This is a genomic window from bacterium SCSIO 12827 (assembly GCA_024397995.1).
GTDB lineage: Bacteria > Pseudomonadota > Alphaproteobacteria > Rhodospirillales > Casp-alpha2 > UBA1479.
In genome coordinates this window covers 3,289,101-3,310,342 of the sequence record CP073746.1, presented here as the reverse complement: position 1 = coordinate 3,310,342, position 21,242 = coordinate 3,289,101, and the positions used below count along the sequence as shown (strand labels likewise).

Here is a 21,242-nt window from a genome sequence, read left to right as displayed (position 1 = left end):
GCGTCGCCCCTCGGGACGGAATGATCCGTACACCCAGTGGAATGTCGGCGCGCAATCTATGGACCAAGGCCCCGGAAGTCAACCGCCGGCTGGTCCCGGCGCATATTTGAAAGGCTTGCGAATGCTGCGCCCCATGCTATAGGAGTTAAAATACTACATATTATGCAACCAAAAGTTTCAACTTGATTGGATATAGCGCGAATTTCTGAGCGGCAGATGGCGACGGACGGTAAGGACGACGGGAAACTGGCCTCACATATCGGCGCGCGGTTGCAGGCGCTTCGCGAACGCGGCGGTGTTTCCCGCGCCACCACCGCCCGTGCGCTCGGCCTTTCCGTGCAGGCCTATACCAACCGGGAAATCGGTTTGACCGAGGTCAAGGCGGGCGAAATCCTGATTTTGTCGCGATTGTTCGGCTGCGATCCCGCCGATCTGTTCGACGGCGCGGACGAGATCTGGTCAGGGCCGGACATCGGCGCGGGGGCGGCGAAGGCCTTCGCGGGCGAAGCCGAGGACTTCTTACGGCAGCTTGCGCGCATCCGCGACCCAAGCTTGCGCCGCAGCGTCACCGAGGCGATCCGCGCCCTGGCGCGGGCGGCGGATAAGACCGCCTGACGCCTTGACCCCTGAACCTGCCGGGAGGACAAACGCAGTCATGGACCTGATCACGGTAACACGCCGCATCGCGGCCACGGGCCTTGCCCTGCGGGGCGGGTTTCATCCGGCAGGGCAAGACGCCGTGCCGGGGGGAACCCGGACCCTGATCCTGGTCGGCGACCAGGGTGGCCGTTTGTGGCCCCATTTCAAGGCCAATCGCCGGGATGAGCCCGATCCTCTGGACGCCTGGACGGAACGGGTCCTGGCCCCGGCGGCGGCGGACCTTGGCGCCCGCGTGGTCTACCCCTTTGGCGGCCCGCCCCATCATCCGTTTCAGCAATGGGCCATGCGCGCGGAGGGGTTGAAGCCATCGCCGATCGGCCCGCTCACCCATCCTGAATTCGGGTTGTGGCACAGCTACCGGGGGGCGCTGCTGTTCGCCGGGATGATCGACCTGGGCTCGCCGCCGGCGGCCGCCCATCCCTGCGACGGCTGTGTCGACCGGCCCTGCTTGTCGGCCTGTCCCGTGAACGCCTTCGGAGAGACGGGCTTCGACCTTCCGGCCTGCCTGGGGCATCTGCGCGCGGCTGAAGGGGAGGGCTGCATGACCGGCGGTTGCCTGGCGCGGCGCGCCTGTCCGGTCGGCGCGGGCCATGCTTACGGTCCCGAACATCAGGCGTTCCTTGCCCAATCGTTCCTCACCGCCTTCGGGTCCTGAGGGCGAAGGGCATGGACTTCTCGGCCTGTCGGGCCTATGTAGCGAGCCATGGAACAGGTGCCCTTTATAAAGATGCACGGCCTGGGCAACGACTTCGTGGTGCTGGACGCCCGCGAGACGCCGATGCCCCTGACCGCCGGTCAGGCCGCAGCCATCGCCGATCGCCGACGCGGCGTCGGCTGTGACCAGCTGATCGTGCTGGAACGGCCGCGCTCGGACATCGCCGATGTCTTCGTGCGGTTCCACAATTCCGACGGCGGGGAATCGCTGGCTTGCGGCAATGGTACCCGCTGCATCGCGGCCATGCTGATGGATGAAAAATCCTCCGACCATCTGATCGTCGAAACGGGTGCGGGGCTGCTGGACGCGGAAAAGGGCAAGGACGGCCTTGTTACCGTGGACATGGGCACCGCACGCCTGGACTGGCGGGAAATCCCCCTGTCCGAAGCGGTCGACACCCTGCATGTCGATGCCGGTGCCGGGCCGCTTCAGGATGCGGTCTGCGTTTCCATGGGGAATCCCCATGCGGTCTATTTCGTCGATGATGCGGATGCCGTGCCGATCGAGGTGTTCGGCCCCGTCATCGAACAGCACAAGATGTTCCCCCAGTTCACCAATGTCGAAGCCGCCAGCCTGCGTCCTGACGGTTCCATCCGCATGCGGGTGTGGGAACGGGGGGCGGGCGTGACCCAGGCCTGCGGCACGGGCGCCTGCGCGACCTTGGTCGCCGCCGTGCGCCGCGGCCTGATCGCCGGCCGCAAGGCCGACGTGATCGTCGACGGCGGTACCCTGACCGTCGAATGGCTGCCTGACGACCACGTGCTGCTGACCGGGCCCGTGGCCACCAGTTTCACCGGCACCCTGGACCCCCGGCTGCTGAACGGCGCCGCGACCGGCGGGTGATGCCATGAGCGGTGCGGATGTCATCACCCTGGGGTGCCGCCTGAACGCCTTCGAAAGCGAAGTCATGCGCGCCAACGCGGCCCGCGCCGGGTTGGCCGACACCATCATCGTCAATACCTGCGCCGTCACGGCCGAGGCCGAACGCCAAGCCCGCCAGGCGATCCGCCGTGCGCGCCGCGACCGCCCGGGGGCCAAGGTCATCGTTACCGGCTGCGCGGCGCAGCTCGACCCCGCGAAATATGCCGCCATGCCGGAAGTCGACCGCGTCATGGGCAACGAGGAAAAGCTCGACCCCACTGCCTATGCAGCGCTCGGCAATCCGGACGGCCCGGAAATCCAGGTTGCCGACATCATGACGATCAAGGAAACGGCGGCCCATCTGATCGACGGTTTCGACGGCCGCGCCCGCGCCTTCGTTCAGGTGCAGCAGGGCTGCGACCACCGCTGCACCTTCTGCATCATCCCTTTCGCGCGCGGCAACAACCGCTCCCTCGCCATGGGCGCCATCGCCGATCAGGTACGGGCATTGGTCGCCCGGGGCTACCGCGAGGTCGTGCTGACCGGCGTCGATATCTGTTCCTACGGTACGGACCTGCCGGGCAATCCGACTTTGGGCCAGCTGGTGCGGCGACTGCTCAAGGCGGTGCCGGAACTGGAACGCTTGCGCCTGTCGTCCCTCGACCCCGCCGCCATGGATGACGAGCTGTTTCGCGCACTTGCCGAGGAAGCGCGCCTGATGCCGCATCTGCATCTGTCGCTCCAGGCCATGGACGACATGGTCCTGAAGCGCATGAAGCGCCGCCACAGCCGCGATGACGCCTACAAAGTTGCCGAGCGTGCCCGTGCCCTGCGCCCCGATCTGGTTCTGGGCGCCGACCTGATTGCGGGCTTCCCGACCGAAACGCAGGCCATGCACGACAACACGCTTGCCGCCGTGCGCGACCTCGACTTGGTTCATCTGCACGTGTTTCCCTATTCGGAACGGGAGGGCACACCGGCGGCCAGGATGCCGACCGTGGACGTGCCGGAACGCAAGGCCCGTGCGGCGGAATTGCGCGATGCGGGCGCGGCCAACCTTGACCGCTTCCTCGCCGCCAGTGTGGGGCAGACCGTACCGGTGCTGATCGAACGCGACGCCATGGGCTACAGCCCCCAATACGCGCCCGTGCATCTGGATGCCTCGGTCGCCGAGGGTGCGGTCGTCGCCGCGCGGATCACCGGCGTGCGGCCCGGCGGTCTGACAGGCACCGCGGCCTGATGGCGGAGGAATCCCAGGGCTGGCTCGCCCGGCTGCGGTCGGGCCTGGCGAAATCCGCCGACCGGGTCGGCGGTGCCATTACCGACGTCTTTACCAAGCGCAAACTGGACCAGGCCGCCCTCGACGAGCTTGAAGAGATTCTCATCCGGGGTGATCTGGGTGTGGCCACGGCGGCCCGCCTGACCACGGCGCTGGCCAAGGGCCGGTTCGACAAGGAAGTGACCGACGGCGAAGTCCGCGAAGCCCTGGCCGATGAGATCGCGGCCCTGCTGGAACCCGCCGCCCGGCCGCTTTCCGTCGACGGCGGACCCCGGCCCTTCGTGCTTCTGGTCTGCGGCGTCAACGGGTCGGGCAAGACGACGACCATCGGCAAGCTGGCGGCCCAATTCAAGGCTCAGGGAAAATCGGTCTTGCTGGCCGCCGGCGACACCTTCCGCGCCGCCGCCATCGAACAGCTTCAGGTCTGGGGCGAGCGCACGGGCTGTCCAGTGGTCGCCCGCGCCCAGGGCGCCGACCCGGCGGGCTTGGCGTTCGATGCCGTCCGCGACGCCCGCGACCAGGGCCACGACATCGTCATCATCGACACCGCCGGCCGCCTGCAGAACAAGAAAGACCTGATGGCGGAACTGGAAAAGGTTGTCCGCGTCATCAAGAAACAGGATGAAACGGCCCCCCATGCCTGTCTTCTGGTGATGGATGCGACCATCGGCCAGAACGCCCATTCCCAGGTCGAGGCGTTCAAGGACGCGGTCGAGGTGACGGGCCTGGTGATGACCAAGCTGGACGGTTCGGCCAAGGGCGGCGTGGTCGTGGCCTTGGCGGAAAAATTCGGCCTACCGGTCCATGCCGTCGGCGTGGGCGAGGGTATCGACGACCTGAAACCTTTCGAGGCCCGCAGCTTCGCCCGCTCGCTCATGGGGTTGGACGGCTGATGGCGTCGGGCCGGTACGACGCGGTCCTTTGCGACCTGCTGACGGGCCTGCTGAATTCCTGGGACCTGTGGAATGATGCCGCCGGTGGGACGGAGCCGGGCCGCCGTTGGCGCATGGCCTATCTGCGCGTGACCTTCGCCCAGCCCGGACCCTATGTGTCCTATGAAGATCTGGTGCGCGAGGCCGCCCGTCAGGAAGATATTTCCGAGGCCGCCGTGCAGACTCTGTTCGACGGTTACGGTGATCTCCAGCCTTGGCCGGGTGTCGCCGAGACTCTGACCGGGCTGAAGGGGCGGGTTCGTGTCGGTGTCGTCACCAACTGCTCCGTCGCCCTGAGTGAAAAGGCCGTGGCCGGTGTCGGTGTCGGTGTCGATTTCGACGCGGTTACCATCGCCGAGACCTCGGGCTGGTATAAACCCAATCCCAAGGCCTATGCGGCAGGCTTGGCTGCGCTCGGCACCACGGCGGAACGCACCTTATACGTCGCGGGATCGCCCTTCGATATCGCGGGGGCGCACAAGGCCGGGATGGACGTGTTCTGGCACAACCAGGCGGGCATGGCGCCCGGCGACGGGAGTGCCCCCGTGGTCATGGACTCAAGAACCTTTGAGCCGCTGTTGGACTTCCTGAATTAACCCAGGTCGGGCGCTTTCTCGTGCCAGTCCGTGGCCTGCTGATAGGCGTGGCCGAGACGATAGAGCAGCCCTTCGTCGAAGGGGCGGCCCATCAATTGGAACGAACAGGGCAGGCCGTCCGGCGTGAAGCCGCAGGGCACGTTGAGGCCCGGCAATCCAAGGAAATTCCCCGGCCGGGTGTTGTGCCCGATCTTCAATAGATAATCGGCGAACCCCGGGTTGGCGGACATGTTGCTTTCGGCCAGGGTCGGCACGGGCATGGTCATCAATGGCGTGTGCAGGACATCGACTTTGCCGAACACCTGATCGCAGAATTCCCGGACCAACTGCTTGCGCAGGGTCAGCACGCGAAGATAGACACTCGCCGGCGTGAACAGGCCGATGGCCAGGCGGGCGCGGGTCTGCGGGCCGTAATTGGATGCCCGCTCGGCCATCCAGCGGGTATGCACGGCCGCCCCCTCCGTCGCCGTGATTAGGTTGGTCAGGCGGTTCATGACGGCGACGGCATCGGGGATCTTCACGGGCACGATCTCGCAGCCCTGGTCCTCGAACACCTTCAGGCTGGCTTCGACCAGGACCCGAACCTCGGGGGCGACGTCTTCGTAGAAGAAACTTTCCGGCAGGCCGACCTTGAGCCCCCGCACGTCCTTGTCCAGCCCGCCCAGATAATCGCCGACGGGCGTCCCGGCGGTAACCGGGTCGTTGGCGTCAAACCCGGCGATGGTCTGCATGATCAGGGCGTTGTCGCGCACGGTGCGGGTCAGCGGCCCGACCGTATCCAGGGAATAGGCTAAGGGCATGGCGCCATGGCGGCTGACCCGCCCGTAGGTCGGCTTCATCCCGACAAGCCCGCAGCAGGCGGCGGGCAGGCGGATCGAGCCGCCCGTGTCCGATCCCAATGCGCCGAAGCACATGCGCGACGCCACCGCCACGCCCGAGCCGGAGGATGATCCCCCGGTCATATGGTCCGTGTTCCAGGGATTACGGGGTGTGCCGACGACGTCGTTATGGCCGGTCACGCCGAAGGCGAATTCAACCATATTCAGCCGCGCGATATCCAATGCCCCCGCGGCGTCGAGCCGTTGCAGCGCCGTCGCCGTGTGGTCGGGGCGGAAATCCTTGCGGATGACGGAGCCGCAGGCGGTGATCCGGCCACGGCGGTAATACATGTCCTTATGGGCGAGCGGCACGCCGTGCAGCGGGCCCAGGTTCTCGCCCTTGGCTCGGGCCTGATCGGCGGCGTCGGCCTGCGCCAGGGCGTCTGCTTCGTCCAATCCCGCGATGGCGTTGACCTTGGGATCAAGCGCCGTCATGCGCTTGAGGCAGCCTTCGGTCAGTTCGCGCGACGAAATGTCACCGGCGGCAATCGCGGCGGCGGCCTCGGCCAGGGTCATGAAGGCGGGATCGGCGGCGGGCTTGGTCACGGGATCAGGGGTCTTTGCGGGCAAGGGTTTCAAGCAGGCGGGTAAAGCCCGCCGGGTCAGCATCGAAGGGCAGGTCCCGGGCGGCGTCGCGTCCGGCCCTGGCGGCGTTGCGGGACGCCCCTGCCGGATCGGCCAGGCTTACGTCTTCGGGCCGGAATCCCTGAAACTGGTCAAGCCAGTCGAGCAGAGCAGACATGTCGCCGGTGTTGGTGTCGGATGGGGTCATGGGACTACTTGCGGACCCATTGGCCGCCGGGCGTCATCACGTATTCGCCGGGCCCGGCACGGGAAATCAGTTTCTGGCCGACCACCTGTTCGACGGCGGCAAGCGAGGTGCCGTTCCGTTGTGCGAGCGCCTGGTACTGGGCGCGGCGCTGCGCATTGATGTCGTTGACCAGGGCCTGCACGTCGGCGCGCCCGGCGGCGACAGCGCCCAGATAGCCGTCCGGGCGTTCACCCACCCACCCCTGGCCCTTGGCCGTACTCAAATCCATGGCGAAGGCGTTGACGGTCAGGGTCACGACCAGCACCGCCGCGAGGGCGATCGATTTCATCATGCGCTTCATCAGAACAAACCACTGTTTTTCTTGAGAAGATCGTCCACGTCTTTCTCCAGCTTCACCCGGACCTCGTGTTCGATTTTCACGTTCAGATTGATGACGATGGGTTTTTCCGGTGCATTTACCTGCACGGTCGGCTGGCATGCCGCGATCACGCCCAGGGCCGCGCCGCAGACGGCGCCGCGAAGCAGGGTTGCAGGGGCAAAGGGCCATCGGAAGCAGACTGTCATGGGGGGACTCTCTCCGTTCCATATGCCGAGCCGGAAAAAACACGCCGCTTGCACGGCAGGGCGTGTACGCTATCGCTAAAGAGGGGGGCATAACAAGGGTCCGTGGGCCTGTTATGGTTGTTTGGCGGTAAGGGACACAGGAGGGCCGCATGTCACGGGCGGCGGTGATCGAAGAGGTTCTGGATTTCTGGTTCGTGCGGGACGACACGGGCGAGCCCGTGTTCCGCGACGTTTGGTTCAAGACCGATGCGGCGTTCGACACCGATATCCGGGCCCGTTTCGAAGATCATTACCATTGGGCGGCCAAGGGCCATTACGACAGCCTGGCGCGCAAACCCCTGGGCAGCCTCGCCCTGGTCATCCTGCTTGATCAGATGCCGCGTAATCTGTTCCGTGACAAACCGGACGCCTATGCCACGGATGCGCAGGCCCTGGCGCATGCGCGCAAAGCGCTGATGGCGCGCCACGACCGGGGGCTCGACTGGGCGCAGCGCATGTTCCTTTATATGCCGTTCATGCATGCCGAGGATCTGGCGGCCCAGGAACGCTCGGTCCTGCTGTTCGCCACGATCCCCAACGATGCCGGCGTCGATTCGGCGCTCAAGCACCATGCGATTATCCGAGAATTCGGCCGCTTCCCCCATCGAAACGCCGTCTTCGGCCGGCCGTCGACGGAGGCTGAAATCGCCTTCCTGGCCGACAACGGGCGCGGATTCTGAGGCGTAATTGATTGAAAATAAAGCCGCCTGTTTCGCGCGCGAAAACTTGATTTCCCCTGCCCGCGGACCCAATTTATAAATGCAATATTGAACGTATGTCCGGGAAGGGGCGGTTTCCGGATCCATCCGCCATTCACTGGAGTGTCCGCAGATGAAATCCTCCCGTACGCAATCCTCATCGGCGTTGATGTGGAAAAGCGTCGCCGTTGCCGGTGCGGCGCTGTTGATCGCCGGTTGCACCATGAACGCGACCTGGAACGTTTCCCCCGCCGTCGCACCGGTGCCGCCCGGCAGCGAGTTATTGTCGTTCGACGCGCCGGGTTTGGCGCCACAAAGCGTTCTGCGTGCCGAGTACAAGGACAACTACCAGGAAGAAGAATACGCCTTGTTCCGAGGTGCCGGCGGCGCTCAGGCGGAAGTCATTTCCGTCGAGGCCTCGTCCTACGGTTATGGCGCGCAAGGCGGCGACAAGCATGTCTTGGAATTCGACAAGACCACCCGGGACACGTTGGAGCTTTGGAATCTGGCCAAGGGCGGCAAGTTCGCCTACGGCGCCGACAGTTTTGCCTACAAGGGCAAGCTGCCCTATTACCTGCTGCCGTTCGAACGCAAGGACACGGGGCAAAGCTGCTTTGGTTTCCATGCCGAATTCAACAGCGATCCCCATGACTATCGCGGCCGTTACGACAACCACCTTTTCGGTTACTACTGCGCGCCACAGGGCACCAAATTGTCGAAAGAGGACATGGTTGCGGCGATCGGCCATCTGGATATCGCCGGCTTGACCAAGCGGGCACCTGCCGTGGTCATGGAACGGAAGTTCCAGCAACTCGCCAACAATCCGCAATTGACCCAGGCCGTGAAGCGCGGTGAGCCCGCCGGCACGGCCGGCACCGAGGTGTTTCCGCTCGACATCGTGCGGATCTATTCGGATCGCCTGGGCGGCGGCAGCAGCGATCAGAATTGAAGGGGGCGACGCTGACGGCGTCGGCTCTTCGTTTTAATTTCCAAGATCGATCGTGATGGTGCGGCCTTCCTTCCCCAGGGAGAAGGCCGCTTCCTCGAACGCGGGAGCGCTCAGGAACACCTTTGCGCCCATGGAAAAGCCGAAATCCTCCAGCGGAATCCCGAACAGGCCCTGGTCGAAGGAATGGTTGCCGTTGGCGTCATGGAACGCCGCGATGGCGTAGCGTCCGGGCTTCAGGTCCTTGAACACCCAGGTCGCGCGGCGTCCCGCGGGCGGGATGACACCTTCCGACAGCATGCCGTCGCTTTTGGGGAACGTTTCCGACCGGTCATAAACCGCCATATGCACGTTGCCTTCATCGGACCTCAGCCCCGTCACGGTCACGGTCAGATCGGCGGCATGGCCGGGGCCGGTCGCCAATGCACTGCACATCGCCAGGGAAATCAGGGCAGTTCTGAACACCGGCCGGGGATCCTGTGTCGGGTTTCGGGCTTCTTGGGTGAAGCTATGAACGGATCGCGCTGGGATCAAGCCCGCAGGGGGTCTGCGGGCGCGGGGGCGTCAGACCGTGATGTTCAGGTAGAACCCGCGCGGCACGTCGCGGCGCAGATCCTTGCCCGTGGCCATGACTTCGTTCAAACGCCGCATGCCGCGCCGTTCGACCGCCGTTTCGCCTTGGCGGATATGGTTGGCGCGGGCCTGGACTTCGCGCACGGACTCCGACTCGTAGGTCACCGTCGACCGGCCGGCGGGCTTCGCGGGAAGGGCGGTTGATCCGCCTGTGGGCGTGTTGACGCTGTTCATGCGCCGAGGATAGTCGGGCAAAAGTTAACGGAGTCTCAAAGCCCGGTAAATTTTGCCCAGTTGGTGATGTGGCGGTCAGCGGGGGCCGGCGGCAGGCCGGGGCGGGGCCTGGGCGATGTCCGGTGGCAGGCCGTCCTTGTGGCGTTCCAAGGCCCATCGGATGGAGGGAAAGGCCAGGTCGTCCCATGGGATATCGTCCCACGCAAGCAGTTGGGTATCAGTGCTTTCCGGACCGGGGGCGTGGTCGCCCGTGGTCATGCGCCCGGCGTGAATGACGTAGATCTGCGAAATCCGGGGGATTTCGTATACGCCGATCAGACCGGTGATCTCAATATCGACGCGGGCTTCTTCCCAGGCTTCGCGCTTCGCGCCGTCGGCGGTCGTTTCATTGAGCTCGAGGAATCCCGCCGGCACGGTCCAGAACCCGGCGCGGGGTTCGATGGCGCGCCGGCACATCAGGTAACGTTCGCCCCAGGTCGCGACCACGCCGGCGATAACCTTGGGATTGTCGTAATGGATGAACCCGCAGTCCAGGCAGGTCAGGCGCTCACGTTCGTCGCCCTCGGGCACGGTCCACACGCTGGGGCCGGGTTTGCGCGTATCGTCACTCATGGAGGGGACTGTAGCCGAATGTTGGCCCAGGCGGCAAAGGGGCTGGCAACGCCACTTGCGGCAGGATCAGGCGATAACGTCGATGATCTGGCCGCGCCGCACGGGGGCATTGGGGTCAAGTTCGGGGACGGCGCCGTTCTGGGCGTTGAGTTCCTTCAGGTTGTTCTGCGCATCCTGCAACAGATCAGCCGCCAACTGATCCTGTTTCAGCGAGCGCTTCAAACCCAGAACGTTGGCAACGGCACCCAGAGGTCCGACGGATCCGACCATGACGGCATTTTCCCTTTGCGAATCGGTCTCAAATCATGGCAGATCAGGCAGAGAATTCAATATGCCTTATGGACTGGTTCCAAAGGGCCTGGACCATTGTATTTTAAGGAAATATTCGGACCTAATTGCGATAATCCGCATGGACTGGACGGCGCCCATGAAAGGGCGCAAATGTCGGCGTGTATAAAAAGAGCAGACTGAAGGCACCCGTGGCAGACCGCGACTACGATCACACCTACTTGGCGCTTCGCCGCCCAACCTACGCCAGCCGCACATTCCTGGGCGGAACCCGGCTGTCCACGCGCACGGGGATGTTCGTGATCGTGGGGCTGTTGGCGGTCATGGTCTATGCCGGGCTTATCGTGCATGTAAACGACCGGGTATCCGCCGCCCACCTGGGGCTTGAGCGGGCGCAGAATCTGAGCACATTGGTCACCGCCATCGCCCGCGGACAGGCCGCCCTGCAGACCGATGAGAAACGCTATATCCTGACCCGCGACGCGGCGGCCGCACAGGACATGCGCGGCCTTCTGGATGAACAGTCGCGCACCCTTGACGCCCTCGGTGCCCATGCGGATGCGGGCGACCTTTCACGACCCATCGCGACCCTGAAGGACGGTCTGGTGCAATACGACCAGCACCTGTCGGAACTTGTCGGCAGCCTGTCCGGCAATCCTGCGGCGGCGGGCGGTGCCCTGCGCGACGCCGATCAGGCCCTGTCGCCCCGGCTTGCCGCCTCGGGCCGGCGCGGGTTGCCCGAACTTCTGTCGCGGGCCAACCAGTTGGGCAGCGAAATGGTCCTGACCGGAGATCCGGTGCATCTGATCGATCTGCAGAACGCCTATAAGAAACTGGCGGCGCGGGTCGAAGATGCGGGCTTGCCGCGCGGCGACCTTGCGGCGATCACCGACCTGCTGGCCCGTCACCAGGACGCCATGATGGCGTTGATCACGGCACGGGTGGGCGTCAACGAAGACGCCCAGCGTTTTGATGATATTCTGACCTATATCGCACCTTCCCTGACGGCGCTGACCAGTGTCGCCGGCGAACTGATCGGTGAGCGCTGGGAAGCCCTGACCGCCGCCCGCAAGTTCGCCGCCGCATCCCTGGTCGGCGGTGGTGCGGCGATCATTCTTTGGGTGGTGACACTCGGGCTGATCGTCATGCGCACCATTACCCGCCCGGTCCAGGCCCTGGCCGAGGCGGCGGACCGGCTGGCCCGGGGCGACCGCACGGTCATGATTCCGGGCCGCGGAAACCGCGATGCCGTTGGCCAGCTTGCCCGCGCCTTCGACGATTGGATGGCGGCCATGGCCGACGCGGAGCATTTGCGTCAGGACTTGGATCATGCCCAGGCCAAGACCCTGCAGGCGGTCGAGACCATGGAGGCCGAAGCGCGCCGGGCCCAGGCCGCGGCCGACGATGCCGAGGTCCTGCGCCGTACGCTGGCCGATTACCGCCGCGAAATGGACGAGATGGAAAACCTGCTGGCCGAATTCGAAGAGGATCAGGCCAACCAGGTTCCGGTGCCGGCGCTCGCCAAGGCGCAGGCCCTGGCGCAATCCCAGGTTCAGGCCGCGGCGGCGGGCGGCGAGGCGGCGCTGGGCAAGGTTTCCGACCACCTGTCGCAGGTCAGCCGGCAGGCATCTGCGGCGATTATCGACGTCGAGCTGACCGATACCCTGATCCGCAACATCGCCGCCGCGCGCGAACAATTGGACGGTCTGGGTGGCCATGTCGTCGCCGTGCGCGAGGAATTCAACCAGTTCCTGTTCGGCCGTCCGAACACGCCAGGCGGGGCCGAGGCGGCGGCTGATGACGATAAAACCGTTGCGCTGAATGGTGGCGCCGTTCGTCAGGCAAGCCTGAAAGATCCGGAATCGCGGGCCCGCTTGGCGGCCATCCGCGATGCCGTCGACCGCGCCGAACGGGCGCTTGGCGCCTGCACGCGTGAAGTCGAACACGTCACCGACACGGCGCAGCGTCTGGCCGCGTCGGCGTCCGACGAGGCGCGCCTGGCGACCGACCAGCTGGCGGCGCAATCCGATTATCTGCGGGCACTGCTCGATACACTCGCCCACCGCACGCAGCCGCAGGCGATCACCGGGCCGGCAGGGGCCCAGGCCTCAGGTTCGAAGGACCGCGACGCCGGGTAGGTCTTTGCCTTCCAGCCATTCCAGGAACGCTCCGCCTGCGGCGGAAACGTACGAAAATTCGGCTGCCACGCCGGCGTTGATCAGCGCCGCCACCGTGTCACCCCCGCCCGCGACGGATGTCAGCGTGCCGTCCCGGGTCAGTACCGCTGCCGCGCGGGCCAACTCATTGGTGCCGGCATCGAAGGGTTTGATTTCGAACGCCCCCAGGGGCCCGTTCCATACCAGGGTGCGGCAATCCTTCAGCTGCTTGGTCAGGTCCTGGACGGTGGTCGGACCGACGTCCAGCATCATGGCGTCATCGGGCATGGCGCGCACATCGACCACCTCCGACGGTGCCCCTTCCTTGAACTCACGGGCGATCACCGCATCGACGGGCAGGGCGACATCACAGCCGGCTTTTTCCGCGCGGGCCAGAATATCCCTGGCCGCGTCGGCCATGTCGTGTTCGCACAGCGACTTGCCGACGTCGATGCCCTGGGCATGCAGGAAGGTATTGGCCATGCCGCCGCCGATGATCAAGAGGTCGACCTTTTCCACCAGATTGCCCAAGACTTCCATCTTGGTCGATACCTTGGCCCCGCCGACCACGGCGGCGACCGGGTGTTCAGGGGCTTCCAGCGCTTTGGTCAGGGCGTCCAGTTCGGCCTGCATCAGGCGCCCGGCGGCGGCCGGCAGGATGCGGGCGATGGCTTCGGTCGAGGCATGGGCCCGGTGCGACACGGAGAACGCGTCGTTGACGTAAAAATCGCCGAGAGCCGCCAGCTTGCCCGCGAAGGCCGCATCGTTGGCTTCTTCTTCGGCATGAAAGCGCAGGTTTTCCAACACGCAGATCTCGCCGTCCTTCAGGGCGCCGGTCGCGGTCTCCGCCTGCGGGCCGACGCAGTCGGCGGCGAAGGCGACCTGGCGGCCCAAAACGCCGGACAGGGCGTCGGCCACGGGTTTCAGGCTCATCCCGGGGACGACCTTGCCCTTGGGCCGGTCGAAATGGGACAGCACGCAAACCCGCGCACCCGCCGTCGCCAAATCCGTCAGGGTCAGGGCGGACCGTTCCAGGCGCGTGGCGTCGGAAATCTGGCCGTCCTTCATGGGGACGTTGAGGTCGCAGCGGACCAGGACGGTTTTGCCCCGGACGTCGAAATCATCGATGGTCTTGAACTGGCGCATGGTGCGGAAATCCCCTGAGTCGGTTTCTTGGTCGCGGAATTGCCGGGGTTATAGGCGGAAGTGGCCGCGCCGCCAAGGGGGCGTTGCGCGGAACCTAGGGTGCGAGGCGTTTGATCTCCGCCGCCGCCGCGTCGGCCTTGGCCGTTTCGCCCAGCACCCGGTAAGCGCGCTCAAGCCGTGTCCAGCCGGCCAGATCGTCCGGGTTTTCCTTCAGCCGGTCGGCCAGGCGCTGGACCATGCCGCGGACCATGGCGTCGCGGTCTTCGGCGGTCATTTCCTGGGCCGCTTCCATCTGTTCGCGAGACGGTCCCGGCTGGGCGGCGGGGGCGTCTGCATGGGGGTGACCGGCATGGGAATCAGCGCCCTCGGGCGGCATGATGGGGGTCGAGGGGCGCAGCACCGGCGGTTGTTGCGCAAGCAACTTGCGGGCGTCCTCGGACATGGTGATGGTCTGGGGGTCGATCTTCAGTTCTTCGGCGGCGCGGGCGATCTGCTGGCGCACCACGGGCACCCAGGGGGCTTCTTCCGGCGAAATAGCGACCAGGTCGGCCCAATCACGCAGCGCCCCATTGACGTCGCCCGCCTGCGCCTTCTTCAGGCCCAGGTAATAGCGGGCCTTGGGGTCGAACGGTGCCTTGTCGCGCACGGCCTGGAAGATTACCGCCGCATCGTCCGTGACCTTCATCTGGCCGGTCAGGATCAGGGCCTCGGCATAGGCGATGTCCACGTCGGTCCGGCCATTGGCGATCTTGCGCGCGTAGGCGAAGGTATTCAGGGCGTCGGCGAAGCGTTCCATGGAGATATAGCTGCGGCCCAACAACAACCAGCCTTCGATATCGTCCGGGTTTTCCTTCAACCGTTCCGCCAGGCGGCCGACCATGGCGGCCATTTCGGGATTGGCTTCCGGGCGGGCCGCAGTTTGTGCCGCCACCTGTTCGGCGGGCAGGTCGCGGGCGGCAAAGGGCTGGTCCGGCTGGTCGGGAGAGCCGAGCACGATGTAAAGGGCTGCCGCTGCCAACGGCACGCCGGCACCGATCAGCACGGCGGTCAGGCGGCGCGGGCTGCCGCTGCCGGTGGCGCCTGTCCTGGTCTGCAATTCCGTATCGGCGGCCAGCATGCGGCGCTGGACTTCCAGGCGCGCGGCCTCGGCGGCTTCGGCATCCAGCAGTCCTTGGCCCGCGTCGCGCTCGATCTCTTTCAACTGATCACGGAACACGGTCAAATCGTATTCGGCGCGGGCCGCGGGTACGGCGTTGCGGCGCAGCAGCGGCCCCGCCAGGGCCAGCCCGACAACGGCCGCCAGCACCGCCATGGCGATGACCAGGGCGGTCATGGGGCATCTCCCTCAAGCAGTTTGTTCAGACGCGCCCGTTCTTCGGGCGACAGAGGTTTCGCCGCGACCGGCGATGCCGCGCGGCGGCGGCGATAAAACAGGATCAGGGCCAGGATGCCGAACAAGGCGACCACCGCCGGCCCGGCCCAAAGCACGATGGTCGAGCCCTTGACGGGTGGCTTCAACAGGACGAAATCGCCGTAGCGGGCGACCACATAGTCGATCACCTGTTCGTTGCTGTCACCGACCTTCAGGCGTTCGCGCACCAGCACGCGCAGATCCTTGGCCAGGCCCGCGTCGGAATCGTCGATCGACTGGTTCTGGCAGACCAGGCAGCGCAAATCCCTGGAGATCACCCGCGCGCGGTGTTCCAACGCGGGGTCGGCCAGCATCTCGTCCGGATTGACGGCGTGGGCGGGTGACAGGGGAAGGGCGGCCAACAGCAGGGCGGCGAAAGCCATGACGCGTATCATTTGCCGGTCCCCTGGATCGAGCGGATCAGCGGCAGGATTTCCTTTTCCAGCTTGTCGCCGACGATGGGGCCGACATGCTTGAAGCGAATGCGCCCGCTGCCGTCGACGATGAAGGTTTCCGGCACGCCATAAACGCCCCAATCAATGCCGACGCGTCCGCTTTCGTCGGCGCCCGTGGCCGTGTAGTTGTCGCCCAATTGGTTAAGCCAGGCACGGGCCGCCTGGGGCGTGTCCTTGTAGTTCAGGCCATAGACGGGAACGATGCCCATCTTGGCCAGCTTGTTGATCTCCGGATGTTCGGCGCGGCAGGGCACGCACCAGCTGGCGAACACGTTGACCACGCTGACCTGGCCCTTTTTCAGATCGGCCGTGGAAAACCCCGGGGAGGTGCCGCCGGCCACGGGCGGCACGGTGAACTCGGGGGCGGGCTTGTCGATCAGGGCCGAGGGAATGATTTTCGGGTCCTTGGTCAGGCCGACCGCGAAATAAAGGGCGAGCACCAGAAACAGGCCGAGCGGCAGCAAATAGGGCAGGCGTGATTTCATGGCCTGTCCTCAGTCCGCGCCGGCGGCCTGGGCCACGGCGCCACGCCGCGCCGGGGCGCCGACGCGGTGGCGGCGGTCCGACAGGCTGAGCGCTCCGCCCGCGATCATGATCAACAGGCCGCCCCACATCCAGGCGACCAGCGGGTTGAAGTACAGCCGGGTGACGAAGCCCGGCTTGCCTGCGGGCGTGGTGCCCTGGTCGCCGATCACGGCATAGATGTCGCCCAGCAAGGTGGGCTCGATCCCGGCCTCGGTGGTCGGCTGGCCCGACACGTTGTAGACGCGTTTTTCCGGGTCGAGAACAACCAGCACCCGCCCGCCCTTGGACACTGTGAAATGACCCGCGGTGAAGGCGTAATTGGGGCCCTGGCCGTCTTGCGCGCCGTCGAAGCGAAATTCGTAACCGGCCAGCGTCACCGTATCGCCGGGCGCCATGATCTGAATGCTTTCCTTGACCCAGGCCCCGGCGCCGGTCATCCCGGCAATGGTCACGGCCAAGCCGAGATGGGCCAGGGTCATGCCCCAGGCGGCGCGCGGCTGCCGCGCCAGGCGGCTGAGGGCGCGGCCCAGGCCGTCCCGGCGCAGTCGCAAACGTTCCGTCAGTTCAACCAGCGTGCCGATGGCAAGCCAGGCCGCCAGCGCCATGCCGACGATGCCGAGGAACGGGCCGTCCGTGACCAGGGCCCAGGCGCCGATGGCGGCCAGCAGGGCGGCCACCATGGCGGGCCACAGGCGGGCGACGGCGGCGCGCCAATCGCCGCGTTTCCAATTGAGCATGGGGCCGATCGCCATGACCACGATCATCGGCAGCATGATGGGGATGAACACGGCGTTGAAGAACGGCGGGCCGACCGAGACCTTGCCGCCGCCGACGGCATCAAGCATCAGGGGGTAGAGCGTGCCCAGAAGCACCACCGCCGTCGCCGTCGCCATGACCAGATTGTTGAACAACAATCCGCCCTCGCGGCTGATCGGCTGAAACAGGCCGGTCGAGACCAATTGCGGGCCGCGCCAGGCATAAAGGGCGAGCGAGCCGCCGATCACGATGATCAGCAAAACCAGGATGAACACGCCGCGCGTCGGGTCCGTGGCGAAGGCATGAACCGAAGTCAGCACGCCCGAGCGCACCAGGAAGGTGCCGAGCAGGCTCATGGAAAAGGTGATGATGGCGAGCAGGATGGTCCAGCCCTTCAAGGTGTCGCGCTTTTCCACCACCGTCGCCGAATGCAACAGGGCCGTGCCGGCCAGCCAGGGCATGAAGGATGCGTTTTCGACCGGGTCCCAATACCACCAGCCGCCCCAGCCCAATTCGTAATAGGCCCACCAACTGCCCAATCCGATGCCGGCCGTGAGGAAGCACCAGGCGGCGAGCGTCCAGGGCCGCACCCAGCGCGCCCAGGCGGCATCGACCCGGCCTTCGATCAGGGCTGCGATGGCGAAAGAAAACGCCATGGAGAAACCGACATAGCCCAGATAGAGCATGGGCGGATGGAAGGCGAGGCCCGGGTCCTGCAGCAGCGGGTTTAGATCGTTGCCGTTGACGGGGGCGGGGATCAGGCGTTCGAACGGGTTCGATGTCAGCAAAATGAACAGGTAGAAGCCGACGGCGATCAGCGCCTGGATCGACAGCACGCGGGCGCGCAAGGACGGCGGCAGGTTGGCGCCGAAGGCGGCGACGGCCGATCCGAACAGGGCCAGGATCAGCACCCACAGCAGCATCGAGCCCTCGTGGTTCCCCCAGACACCGGAAATCTTGTAGATCAGCGGTTTATCGGTGTGCGAGTTCTGGGCGACGTTGAGAACGGAAAAATCCGACGTGATGTAAAGGTTCATCAGGCAGCCGAAGGCGACGGCGACCAGAAGGAACTGCATCAGGGCTGCCGGGCGGGCCACGGCCATCCATCCCGCATCGCCCCGATGGGCGCCGATCAACGGCAGGGTTGCCTGCACGGCGGAAACGAACAGCGCCAGGATCAGCGCGAAATGCCCCAGTTCAGCGATCATTTGGCAGCGTCCCCTTTGCCCGATCCTTCCTGCCAGCGGCCGGATTTCTTCAGCGCGTCGGCGACCTCGGGCGGCATGTAATTTTCATCGTGCTTGGCCAGGACTTCCTCGGCCACGAACAGGCCGCCCTGCAGGCGACCTTCGGTGACCACGCCCTGCCCCTCGCGGAACAGGTCGGGCAGGATGCCCCGGTAGGTCACGTCGATCACATTGGCGCCGTCGGTGATGCGAAAGGCGGTGACGGCACCGGCCTGTTTCTTCACGCTGCCTTCTTCAACCAGGCCGCCCAGGCGCACGCGGCGGTCGATCTTGACCTTGCCTTCGGCGATATCGGTGGGGGAATGGAAGAACACGATGCTTTCCTCGAAGGCGGTCAGCACCAAGGCGGCGGCAATGCCGAGAAGGCACAGCCCGATGGCGGCAAAGGTCAGGCGTTTATGCTTGCGCTTCACGGCTCGGCCGCTCCGTCGTTCGGGGTGGTACCACGCCGGGGGCGGCGGGCGTCTCCTTCAAGCCGGGCCAGTTCGTTTTCAGCCGCCTTGAGGCCGCGCAGGCTGAGCCACAGCAGAACCGCCAGCACGGCGATTACGGCGCCGTAGCTGGGCCAGACAAAGCCCGCGTAGCCGCCCATGTCGAGGAATTCACTGATCTTGGTCATGGTGCTGGAAAGGGGCCCTCTGATTGCGGCATTTATGTGGTGACCATGCGCCGGATTGGCAACGCCGGCATCATATCCCCGATACCGGCGCCGTTCTTGATATCGGTCAGTTTAGCGGCCCGAACCTCTGGGGCAAGGTTGCATTTTATTGAATATGTTTTTCACGCCCTGGCTTCCTCGGCCTGGATCTGTCGCCGCGCGCGCAGGCGGGTTTCCGTCAACTCGCGGCGCATGCGCAGCATCAACACCCAAAGATAATAGGTCGTGAACGCCCCGATCATCAGGAACAGGGGCCACAGCATGTCGGGATGGATGGTCGGCCCGTCCATGCGCACGATGGAGGCCGGCTGATGCAGGGTGTTCCACCAGTCGACGGAGAACTTGATGATCGGCACGTTGACCAGGCCGACCATGGCCAGGATCGCCGACGCCTTGGACCCCCGCTGCGGATCGTCGAAGGCGCTGTTGAGCGCCATGTAGCCGAGATACAGAAAGAACAGCACCAGGACCGAGGTCAGCCGCGCGTCCCATACCCACCAGGCTCCCCACATGGGCTTGCCCCAGAGCGCGCCGGTGAGGAGTGCCAGGAAGGTGAAGCAGGCGCCGATGGGCGCCGTTGCGCGGGCCGCCACGTCGGCCACCGGATGTTTCCAGATCAGCCCCACGGCGGCGGAAACCGCCAAGCCCACATAGCAGAACAGGGCCATCCAGGCCGCCGGCACGTGCACGTACATGATGCGCACGGTCTCGCCCTGCTGATAGTCGGCGGGCGAGGCGAACAGGCCCAGATACAGCCCGGCCGCGGCCAGCACGAGCGTCACCCCGGCCAGCCAGGGGCTGAGCACCGTGGCCAGCTTCATGAAGCGGCGCGGATTGGCGAAGTAATTGAACATGGCCGGGAAGCTACCCCCTTCCTTTGAATTATTCCAGGGCTTGGCGAAGCCCGGCGGCGGCCCCCCAGGGACAAAGCGCCAAGGCGCCTGCGAAGACCGCACCCAGCAGCAGCAGGGGGGCGCGCGCCGGGAAGCCGCCGATGGCCGCCTCGACCGCGCCGACGCCGAAGATCAGCACGGGAATGAACAGCGGCAAAATCAACAGCGCCAGCAGCACCCCGCCCCGGCGCGAACCCAGGATCAGGGCCGCCCCCACGGCGCCGATCAGGCTGAGGGTCGGCGTGCCCAGCAAAAGGGCGAGCAGCAACAAACCGAAACCGTCCGCCGGCATGTTCAGCAGCACCGCCAGCACGGGGGCGGCGATGATCAGCGGCAGGCCGGTGATCAGCCAATGGGCCAGAACCTTGGCCAGCACGACGACCTCCAGGGCCGGCGGGCTGAGGGCCAGAAGCTCCAGCGAGCCGTCCTCGAAATCCGTGTGGAACAGGCGTTCCAGCGACAGCAGCACCGACAGCAGGGCTGCGACCCACAGCACCCCGGGGGCGATGCGGGCCAGCACGTTGGGCTCCGGCCCGACGCCCAAGGGAAACAGCACCACGGCGATGACGAAGAACATGACGACCATGGCGCTGTCCATGCCCTGACGCAGGGCCAGGCGCAGGTCGCGCATCAGGATGGCGCGGAAGCCGGTCATGCGGCGGTGTCCGTGTCCAGCGACGGGCGGGCGGCGAAGCCGGCGAGGTCCAGATTGTCGGCGTCCTTCAGGCCCAGGTCCGAATGGGTCGAAACCACGGCCATGCCGCCGGCGTCGCGGTGGCCCTGGATCAGGTTGCGCAGGCGGTCGGTCGTTTCCGCGTCCAGCGCCGTCGCCGGCTCATCCAGCAGCCAGAGGGCCGAGGGGGCCAAGGCCAAGCGGGCAAGGTTCAACCGCCGTTTCTGCCCGGCCGACAGAAACCGCGCCGGCAGATCGGAAAGATGCCCGATGCCGAGCGCCTCCAGCGCCGGGGCGACCGCCGTATCGGGATCGGCGCCCATCAGCCCGGCCCAGAAGGCGAGGTTCTCCGCCGCCGTCAGGGCCGGCTTCACCGCATCCAGATGGCCGAGATAGCGCAACCGCAGGCGGTGGGCGTCAGGGTCGTCGGAAATGGCCTGGCCGTTCCATGACAAGGTGCCTGCTGCCGGCGGCAACAGCCCCGCCATGAGCCGCAGCAGCGACGACTTGCCGGAGCCGTTGGGCCCGGTCAGCACCAGCGCCCCGCCGCTTTCGATCTGGAACGCCAAGTCCCGGAACACGGGCCGGGCGCTGCGCAGACAGTCCAGCGATATGCCTTCGAAACGCTTCACGGGAATGACGGTCCTGTCCTGCCGGGCGGGCGTGCCTCCGGTC

General features: G+C 65.9%; 27 protein-coding genes. 9 read left to right on the top strand and 18 right to left on the bottom strand.

The window, feature by feature from the left end; translation table 11 throughout:
* Positions 1 to 216 precede the first annotated feature (216 nt).
* The 6 genes from KFF05_15480 to KFF05_15455 are packed head-to-tail and all read left to right on the top strand — an operon-like array spanning position 217 to position 5,043.
* The gene (locus KFF05_15480) at positions 217 to 615 is read left to right on the top strand and encodes a helix-turn-helix transcriptional regulator (GenBank protein ID UTW51293.1); all 399 of its coding nucleotides are present in this window, start codon (positions 217 to 219) and stop codon (positions 613 to 615) included.
* A 40-nt stretch (positions 616 to 655) separates the two neighbouring features.
* Positions 656 to 1,315, top strand: a complete 660-nt coding sequence (locus tag KFF05_15475; protein ID UTW51292.1) for a 4Fe-4S dicluster domain-containing protein — start codon at positions 656 to 658, stop codon at positions 1,313 to 1,315.
* A 48-nt stretch (positions 1,316 to 1,363) separates the two neighbouring features.
* A complete protein-coding gene (locus KFF05_15470; GenBank protein ID UTW51291.1) occupies positions 1,364 to 2,218 on the top strand; it encodes a diaminopimelate epimerase in 855 nt (284 codons plus the stop codon).
* 4 nt (positions 2,219 to 2,222) lie between these two features.
* Positions 2,223 to 3,476 carry a tRNA (N(6)-L-threonylcarbamoyladenosine(37)-C(2))-methylthiotransferase MtaB gene (mtaB, locus tag KFF05_15465; GenBank protein UTW51290.1) on the top strand — a complete coding sequence of 418 codons (1,254 nt, stop codon included), beginning with the start codon at positions 2,223 to 2,225 and terminating at the stop codon, positions 3,474 to 3,476.
* On the top strand, positions 3,476 to 4,408 hold the full coding sequence (gene ftsY / locus KFF05_15460) for a signal recognition particle-docking protein FtsY (GenBank protein UTW51289.1): 933 nt from the start codon (positions 3,476 to 3,478) through the stop codon (positions 4,406 to 4,408). Before mtaB ends, ftsY begins: the two co-directional genes overlap by 1 nt.
* Positions 4,408 to 5,043: an HAD-IA family hydrolase gene (locus tag KFF05_15455; GenBank protein ID UTW51288.1), complete on the top strand. Its 636-nt coding sequence runs from the start codon at positions 4,408 to 4,410 to the stop codon at positions 5,041 to 5,043. The genes ftsY and KFF05_15455 overlap by 1 nt, the downstream gene beginning before the upstream one ends.
* Here KFF05_15455 and KFF05_15450 read toward each other — a convergent pair.
* The 4 genes from KFF05_15450 to KFF05_15435 are packed head-to-tail and all read right to left on the bottom strand — an operon-like array spanning position 5,040 to position 7,257.
* Positions 5,040 to 6,437 (bottom strand): amidase, encoded by a 1,398-nt coding sequence (locus tag KFF05_15450; GenBank protein UTW53747.1) that lies wholly within the window; start codon positions 6,435 to 6,437, stop codon positions 5,040 to 5,042. The two genes, KFF05_15455 and KFF05_15450, sit on opposite strands and share 4 nt — an antisense overlap.
* A 34-nt stretch (positions 6,438 to 6,471) precedes the next feature.
* Positions 6,472 to 6,693, bottom strand: coding sequence for a hypothetical protein (locus KFF05_15445; protein ID UTW51287.1), 222 nt, complete (start codon positions 6,691 to 6,693; stop codon positions 6,472 to 6,474).
* 4 nt (positions 6,694 to 6,697) lie between these two features.
* Positions 6,698 to 7,033: a YdbL family protein gene (locus tag KFF05_15440; GenBank protein UTW51286.1), complete on the bottom strand. Its 336-nt coding sequence runs from the start codon at positions 7,031 to 7,033 to the stop codon at positions 6,698 to 6,700.
* Complete coding sequence (locus KFF05_15435; protein UTW51285.1) at positions 7,033 to 7,257, bottom strand: YnbE family lipoprotein; 225 nt, start codon at positions 7,255 to 7,257, stop codon at positions 7,033 to 7,035. Before KFF05_15435 ends, KFF05_15440 begins: the two co-directional genes overlap by 1 nt.
* Before the next feature lie 149 nt (positions 7,258 to 7,406).
* Between KFF05_15435 and KFF05_15430 the strand changes: the two genes are divergently transcribed.
* Complete coding sequence (locus tag KFF05_15430; protein UTW51284.1) at positions 7,407 to 7,976, top strand: DUF924 domain-containing protein; 570 nt, start codon at positions 7,407 to 7,409, stop codon at positions 7,974 to 7,976.
* Between the two features lie 151 nt (positions 7,977 to 8,127).
* The gene (locus tag KFF05_15425; GenBank protein ID UTW51283.1) at positions 8,128 to 8,943 is read left to right on the top strand and encodes a hypothetical protein; all 816 of its coding nucleotides are present in this window, start codon (positions 8,128 to 8,130) and stop codon (positions 8,941 to 8,943) included.
* Between the two features lie 33 nt (positions 8,944 to 8,976).
* Here the strand turns inward: KFF05_15425 and KFF05_15420 are convergent, their stop codons facing one another.
* From KFF05_15420 to KFF05_15405, 4 genes are all read right to left on the bottom strand, one after another.
* Entirely contained in the window at positions 8,977 to 9,405 is a 429-nt protein-coding gene (locus KFF05_15420) for a DUF2141 domain-containing protein (protein ID UTW51282.1), read from the bottom strand.
* A gap of 99 nt (positions 9,406 to 9,504) precedes the next feature.
* Complete coding sequence (locus KFF05_15415; protein UTW51281.1) at positions 9,505 to 9,747, bottom strand: hypothetical protein; 243 nt, start codon at positions 9,745 to 9,747, stop codon at positions 9,505 to 9,507.
* Positions 9,748 to 9,822: 75 nt separating this feature from the next.
* On the bottom strand, positions 9,823 to 10,359 hold the full coding sequence (locus KFF05_15410; protein ID UTW51280.1) for an NUDIX hydrolase: 537 nt from the start codon (positions 10,357 to 10,359) through the stop codon (positions 9,823 to 9,825).
* Between the two features lie 66 nt (positions 10,360 to 10,425).
* A complete protein-coding gene (locus KFF05_15405) occupies positions 10,426 to 10,629 on the bottom strand; it encodes a hypothetical protein (protein ID UTW51279.1) in 204 nt (67 codons plus the stop codon).
* A gap of 209 nt (positions 10,630 to 10,838) precedes the next feature.
* Between KFF05_15405 and KFF05_15400 the strand changes: the two genes are divergently transcribed.
* Complete coding sequence (locus KFF05_15400) at positions 10,839 to 12,785, top strand: HAMP domain-containing protein (GenBank protein ID UTW51278.1); 1,947 nt, start codon at positions 10,839 to 10,841, stop codon at positions 12,783 to 12,785.
* On the opposite strand, the gene KFF05_15395 is transcribed toward KFF05_15400, so the two are convergent.
* The 10 genes from KFF05_15395 to ccmA form a co-directional block, all read right to left on the bottom strand.
* Entirely contained in the window at positions 12,756 to 13,949 is a 1,194-nt protein-coding gene (locus KFF05_15395) for a phosphoglycerate kinase (GenBank protein ID UTW51277.1), read from the bottom strand. The two genes, KFF05_15400 and KFF05_15395, sit on opposite strands and share 30 nt — an antisense overlap.
* Before the next feature lie 94 nt (positions 13,950 to 14,043).
* Positions 14,044 to 15,282, bottom strand: coding sequence for a c-type cytochrome biogenesis protein CcmI (gene ccmI, locus KFF05_15390; protein UTW51276.1), 1,239 nt, complete (start codon positions 15,280 to 15,282; stop codon positions 14,044 to 14,046).
* The gene (locus tag KFF05_15385; GenBank protein UTW51275.1) at positions 15,279 to 15,755 is read right to left on the bottom strand and encodes a cytochrome c-type biogenesis protein CcmH; all 477 of its coding nucleotides are present in this window, start codon (positions 15,753 to 15,755) and stop codon (positions 15,279 to 15,281) included. The genes ccmI and KFF05_15385 overlap by 4 nt, the downstream gene beginning before the upstream one ends.
* A complete protein-coding gene (locus KFF05_15380) occupies positions 15,752 to 16,300 on the bottom strand; it encodes a DsbE family thiol:disulfide interchange protein (GenBank protein ID UTW51274.1) in 549 nt (182 codons plus the stop codon). Before KFF05_15380 ends, KFF05_15385 begins: the two co-directional genes overlap by 4 nt.
* A gap of 9 nt (positions 16,301 to 16,309) precedes the next feature.
* Entirely contained in the window at positions 16,310 to 18,304 is a 1,995-nt protein-coding gene (locus tag KFF05_15375) for a heme lyase CcmF/NrfE family subunit (protein UTW51273.1), read from the bottom strand.
* Positions 18,301 to 18,756, bottom strand: a complete 456-nt coding sequence (gene ccmE, locus KFF05_15370; GenBank protein UTW51272.1) for a cytochrome c maturation protein CcmE — start codon at positions 18,754 to 18,756, stop codon at positions 18,301 to 18,303. Before ccmE ends, KFF05_15375 begins: the two co-directional genes overlap by 4 nt.
* Positions 18,753 to 18,962: a heme exporter protein CcmD gene (ccmD, locus tag KFF05_15365; protein UTW51271.1), complete on the bottom strand. Its 210-nt coding sequence runs from the start codon at positions 18,960 to 18,962 to the stop codon at positions 18,753 to 18,755. Before ccmD ends, ccmE begins: the two co-directional genes overlap by 4 nt.
* 161 nt (positions 18,963 to 19,123) lie before the next feature.
* Positions 19,124 to 19,855 (bottom strand): heme ABC transporter permease, encoded by a 732-nt coding sequence (locus KFF05_15360; protein UTW51270.1) that lies wholly within the window; start codon positions 19,853 to 19,855, stop codon positions 19,124 to 19,126.
* Positions 19,856 to 19,883: 28 nt separating this feature from the next.
* Positions 19,884 to 20,549, bottom strand: coding sequence for a heme exporter protein CcmB (ccmB, locus tag KFF05_15355; GenBank protein ID UTW51269.1), 666 nt, complete (start codon positions 20,547 to 20,549; stop codon positions 19,884 to 19,886).
* On the bottom strand, positions 20,546 to 21,205 hold the full coding sequence (gene ccmA / locus KFF05_15350) for a heme ABC exporter ATP-binding protein CcmA (GenBank protein UTW53746.1): 660 nt from the start codon (positions 21,203 to 21,205) through the stop codon (positions 20,546 to 20,548). Before ccmA ends, ccmB begins: the two co-directional genes overlap by 4 nt.
* Positions 21,206 to 21,242: the final 37 nt, after the last annotated feature.